The following is a 5,021-nucleotide window of genomic DNA, read 5'->3' on the forward strand; positions in this document are numbered from 1 at the left end:
CGCGCTCGGCCAGCGCGACCGGCACGCTGGCGGGCAGGACCGGCGGCACGGGCTCCCCGCGAGCGCGCAGCGCCGCCTCGGCCGCCCCGACCGCCGCCGACAGCAGTGCGTCGTTGATCGTCGCCCCGGCCGTCGCGGCGCCCGCGGCGAGGGCGTCGAGCGGAGCGTCGACGAAGGCGACGCCCCGGCGCGGCCCGATCGGCCCGAGCAGCACGGTGTGCGGCACCTCCCGCCGGAACACGGCGACCGTGCGCTCCCACCCCGACGCGAGCGTGCGCAGGCGGGCGCGGAGGCGCCGTCGCGGGGGCGCGGCGGGCGGTGCGGGTGCGCCCACCGACGCGTCCGGGGAGGCCGGGGCAGACCCAGGGGACTCCGCCGGCATCGCGGCGTCCGTCGCCGCCGCGGCATCCGCGCCGGACTGCAGCAGCACCTCGACGAGCCGCACCGCCGCGATGCCGTCGGCCATCGCGTGGTGGATGCGCAGCACCACGCCGACGCGCCGGGCGGCGACCCCGGGCACGACGAGCAGCTCCCAGAGCGGGCGGTCGATCGGCATCGGCGTCACCGCGAGGCGCGCGCACAGCGCCTCGAATCCCGAACGCCCGTCGACCGCGTCCACCTGCCGAACGTGCTGCGCGAGATCGACCGGCACCGTCTCCCAGGCGAGGGCGCGCCCGTCGTGCACGACGCGCTGCGACATCCGCTGCACCGACGCCACGCGATCGGCGAGCGCGGCCCGCAGCGCGTCGAGGTCGACCTCGCCGTCGGCGCCCACGGGGCCGCCCGGCGCGAGCACGCCCGCCATGAGGAACGCGTTCACCTGGTCGGGCCGGTCGATCACGACGTTCGACGCGTCGGCCGGCGAGAGCCGCTCGCGCTCCGCCCCTCCGCGCGTCACGCACGCAGTCTACGACCGGGCGAGCCCTGCTCCCGCGGCGACCGATAGAATCGAGGCATCCACACCCTCGACACCGGACGGAGAACCGCGGTGCCCACCATCGTCGTCGACGTGATGCCCAAGGCCGAACTGCTCGATCCGCAGGGGAAGGCCGTCGCCGGCGCCCTGTCCCGCACCGGTCACTCCGCCGTCTCGGGGGTGCGCGTCGGCAAGCGCTTCGAGATCACGGTCGACGGCCCGATCGACGACGCCGTGAAGTCCGAGGTGCGCGAGATCGCCGAGCACGTGCTCTCGAACTCGGTGATCGAAGACGTCGTGGGCATCCACTACCTGGAGTCGAACGCAGAGCTCGCCGAGGAGGCCACGCACGCGGCATCCGAGCACGGCGACGAGGGCTACGTCGCACCCGCGGGCGAGACCCACTGAGGCGCGGCTGACATGCGCATCGGCGTCATCACCTTCCCCGGCTCGCTCGACGACCGCGACGCGCAGCGCGCCGTGCGGCTCGCCGGCGCCGAGCCCGTGGCCCTCTGGCACGGCTCGCACGACCTCGAGGGCGTCGACGCCCTGATCCTGCCCGGCGGCTTCAGCTACGGCGACTACCTGCGCTGCGGCGCGATCGCGTCGCTCAGCCCGATCATGACCGAGGTCGTGGACGCGGCGAACCGCGGCCTGCCCGTGCTCGGCATCTGCAACGGCTTCCAGATGCTCACCGAGGCGCACCTCCTCGAGGGCGGGCTCATCCGCAACGACCACGGCTCGTTCATCTGCCGCGACCAGGTGCTGCGCGTCGAGAACACCTCGACCGACTGGACGAGCGAGTTCGAGGCCGGCCAGCAGATCACGATCCCGCTGAAGAACGGCGAGGGCGGCTTCATCGCCTCCGAGGAGACGCTCGACCGTCTCGAGGGCGAGGGCCGCGTGGTGTTCCGCTACGTCGACGTGAACCCCAACGGCTCGCTGCGCGACATCGCGGGCATCTCGAGCGAGCGCGGCAACGTCGTGGGCCTCATGCCGCACCCCGAGCACGCCGTCGAGCCCGGCTTCGGCCCCGACACGGCGGTCGCCATGCGGTCGGGCGTCGACGGGCTCGGCTTCTTCACGAGCGTCGTGCGTCGCACCCTCGTCGAGGCGTAGCACCGGCGTCGAGGCGTGAGCTCCCGGCTCACGCCGCCGGCGTCACCCAGCCGCGCGTGATGGCCGTCACGGCCGAGCCGTCGAGGTCGGCGAGCTTCGGCGTGACGAACGCCCGCGCCGCGTTCGAGGTCTGCACGCGGAACGGCAGCGCTGCGGCATCCAGGAGTCCGGCGATGAGCCCGCCGACGTCCTCGGCCGACTGCGCCGCGGCGAACGAGCGCGCGGTGCGCTCGAGGTAGGCGACGACCGCCGGCGCGTACGGCCCGGCCTCGGCCACCGCGGCCGCGGGGTCGATGCCCGCATTGGCGACGAACTCACTCGCGACGGCACCCGGTTCGATGACGCACACGCCCACGCCCACCGTCGCAGCCACGGGATGCAGGCTCTCGAGGAAGCCCTCGACGGCGAACTTCGCGGCGCAGTACGCGTCGTTGAAGGGCTGGCCGACGATGCCGCCGACGCTGCTCACGGTGAGCACCCGGCCACCCGACGCCCGCAGGTGCGGCATCGCCGCCTTGGTCACCCGCACCACCCCGAAGAAGTTCACCTCCATCGCGTCGCGGAACCGGCCGAGCTCGAGCAGTTCGACGGTGCCCACCGCGGCGGCGCCCGCGTTGTTGACGACGGCGTCGAGTCGGCCGTGCTCGGCGACGACGCGCGCGACGGCACGCTCGACCGACTCGTCGTCGGTGACGTCGAGCTGCGCGATCTCGAGGTCGACGCCCGCAGCGGATGCCGCGTCGCGGAGCGCACCGGCGCGGGAGAGGTCGCGCATCGTGGCGATCGTCGTATGTCCGGCCCGGGCGACCGCGACCGCGGTCGCGAGTCCGATGCCGGTGGACGCGCCCGTGATGAGCACCGTGGCTGCCGTGGGGTGCGGCGTGTTCGCGGTCATGTCGTCGATCCCGTCGTCGTCGGGGACGCCCGGACGCGTCCCCGGGATCATCTTGGCCCTTCGGCGCCCGTGCGGCGACCGGGGCCCCGGGCCCTTCCGCGCCGGCACCGGTGGGGGGGAGGATGGCAGCACCCGCTGATCGAAGGAGATCGCATGGCGCACAGCCCGCACCCCGAGGTGTCCGTTCCCGACGTGTCCGTCTACGACTACCTCTTCGGCGGGCTCGGCGACGCCGACCTCGACGAGGTCGCGCTCATCGACGGCACGAGCGGCGCGGCCACCACCTACCGCCAGCTCGTGGGGCAGGTCGGGCTCGTCGCCGGCGCCCTGGCCGCGCGCGGCGTCGGCGTCGACGACGTCGTGGGCATCCTGTGCCCCAACGTGCCGGCGTTCGCGGCCGTGTTCCACGGCATCCTGCGAGCCGGCGCGACCGCGACCACCATCAACTCGCTGTACACACCCGACGAGATCGTGAAGCAGCTCACGGATGCCGGTTCGCGCTGGCTGTTCACCGTGTCGCCGCTGCTGCCCGGCGCGAAGGCCGCGGCCGACCGGCTCGGCATCCCCGACGAGCAGCTCGTGGTGCTCGACGGCGCGGAGGGGCATCCGTCGCTGCGCGACCTGCTCGGCGAGGGGCGCCCGGCGCCCGACGTCTCGTTCGACCCCGCGACGCACATGGCGGTGCTTCCGTATTCGTCGGGCACCACCGGCATCCCCAAGGGCGTCATGCTCACGCACCGCAACCTCGTCGCGAACGTGGAGCAGTCGCGTGCCGTGATCGGCCTCGAGCACGGCGACCGGGTGCTCGCGGTGCTGCCGTTCTTCCACATCTACGGCATGACGGTGCTGCTCAACTACGCCCTCAAGTGCGGCGCGACCCTCGTGACGATGCCGCGGTTCGACCTGCAGGAGTTCCTGCGCGTCATCAGCGAACACCGCGCGACGTGGGTGTTCATCGCCCCGCCCATCGCGGTGGCGCTCGCGAAGCATCCGCTCGTCGACCAGTACGACCTGTCGAGCGTGCAGGTGGTGTTCTCGGGCGCCGCGCCGCTCGACGGCGCCCTCGCGGACCTCGTCGCCCGCCGCCTCGGCTGCGTCGTGTGCCAGGGCTACGGGATGACCGAGACGAGCCCCGTGACGCACGCCATCCCGCGGGAGCGCACCGACCTCGACCGCTCGTCGATCGGCTTCCTGCTGCCGAACACCGAGGCCCGCATCGTCGACGTCGACTCCGGCGCCGACGTGGACGTGCCCGCCGACGGGCAGAGCGCGCCCGGCGAGCTCCTCATCCGCGGACCGCAGGTCATGCACGGCTACCTGCACAACCCCGAGGCGACGGCCGCGATGCTCGATCCCGACGGCTGGCTGCACACCGGCGACATCGCCACGGTCACCGCCGACGGCATCTACCGCATCGTCGACCGCCTCAAGGAGCTCATCAAGTACAAGGGCTACCAGGTGGCGCCGGCCGTGCTCGAGGCGGTGCTGCTCGCGCACCCGAAGATCGCGGATGCCGCGGTGATCGGCGTGCTCGACGAGGACGGACAGGAGGTGCCGAAGGCGTTCATCGTGCCGCAGGCGGGCGCCGAGCTCGACGCGCAGGCCGTGATGGACTATGTCGCCGGCGAGGTGTCGCCCTACGAGAAGGTGCGCGTGGTCGAGTTCATCGACGCGATCCCCAAGTCGAGCTCGGGGAAGATCCTGCGCAAGGACCTGCGCGCGCGGGAGGCGACGCAGGCCTGACGCGTGGCGCGCTGGGGACCGGCCACGGGTGGAGCCGGGGTCGGGGCCGGAGCCGGAGCCGGAGTTCCGGGCGAGTTGCCGGATGCGGCATAGGTCGCGCATAGCGAGGCATCCGACGATGGGGCATGCAGGCGCGCCCGGCCTGCGACCGCGCACCCCGGAGGACCGACATGACCGCCACCCCAGAACCCCCGCGCGACGCCGCCGACGACGCCGCCTCGCCGACCGCCCCCACCGAGCCCCTCGGCTCCGGCGCGTCCGCACCGACCCCGTTCGTGCCCGAGCGGCCCGCGGCGCTGTACGCGCTGCTCGACGAGGAACTCGTCGGGCACCTCGCTGTGACGATCG

5 protein-coding genes are annotated in these 5,021 nt (G+C 73.6%); 3 read left to right on the forward strand and 2 right to left on the reverse strand.

What is annotated here, in order from left to right:
• Positions 1-898: wax ester/triacylglycerol synthase domain-containing protein (locus tag EDM22_RS19195; protein WP_281274120.1), on the reverse strand; the 898-nt coding region annotated here is incomplete at its 3' end.
• 90 nt (positions 899-988) lie between these two features.
• Between EDM22_RS19195 and purS the strand changes: the two genes are divergently transcribed.
• Positions 989-1,324 (forward strand): phosphoribosylformylglycinamidine synthase subunit PurS, encoded by a 336-nt coding sequence (purS, locus tag EDM22_RS19200; RefSeq protein WP_170964213.1) that lies wholly within the window; start codon positions 989-991, stop codon positions 1,322-1,324.
• Between the two features lie 12 nt (positions 1,325-1,336).
• Complete coding sequence (gene purQ, locus EDM22_RS19205; RefSeq protein ID WP_122938693.1) at positions 1,337-2,035, forward strand: phosphoribosylformylglycinamidine synthase subunit PurQ; 699 nt, start codon at positions 1,337-1,339, stop codon at positions 2,033-2,035.
• Between the two features lie 28 nt (positions 2,036-2,063).
• Here purQ and EDM22_RS19210 read toward each other — a convergent pair whose 3' ends face one another.
• Entirely contained in the window at positions 2,064-2,981 is a 918-nt protein-coding gene (locus EDM22_RS19210; RefSeq protein WP_245989568.1) for an SDR family NAD(P)-dependent oxidoreductase, read from the reverse strand.
• Between the two features lie 102 nt (positions 2,982-3,083).
• Between EDM22_RS19210 and EDM22_RS19215 the strand changes: the two genes are divergently transcribed.
• Positions 3,084-4,673, forward strand: a complete 1,590-nt coding sequence (locus EDM22_RS19215) for an AMP-binding protein (RefSeq protein WP_122938694.1) — start codon at positions 3,084-3,086, stop codon at positions 4,671-4,673.
• Positions 4,674-5,021 lie beyond the last annotated feature (348 nt).

This window comes from Agromyces tardus (assembly GCF_003710805.1).
GTDB classification, from domain to species: Bacteria; Actinomycetota; Actinomycetes; order Actinomycetales; family Microbacteriaceae; genus Agromyces; species Agromyces tardus.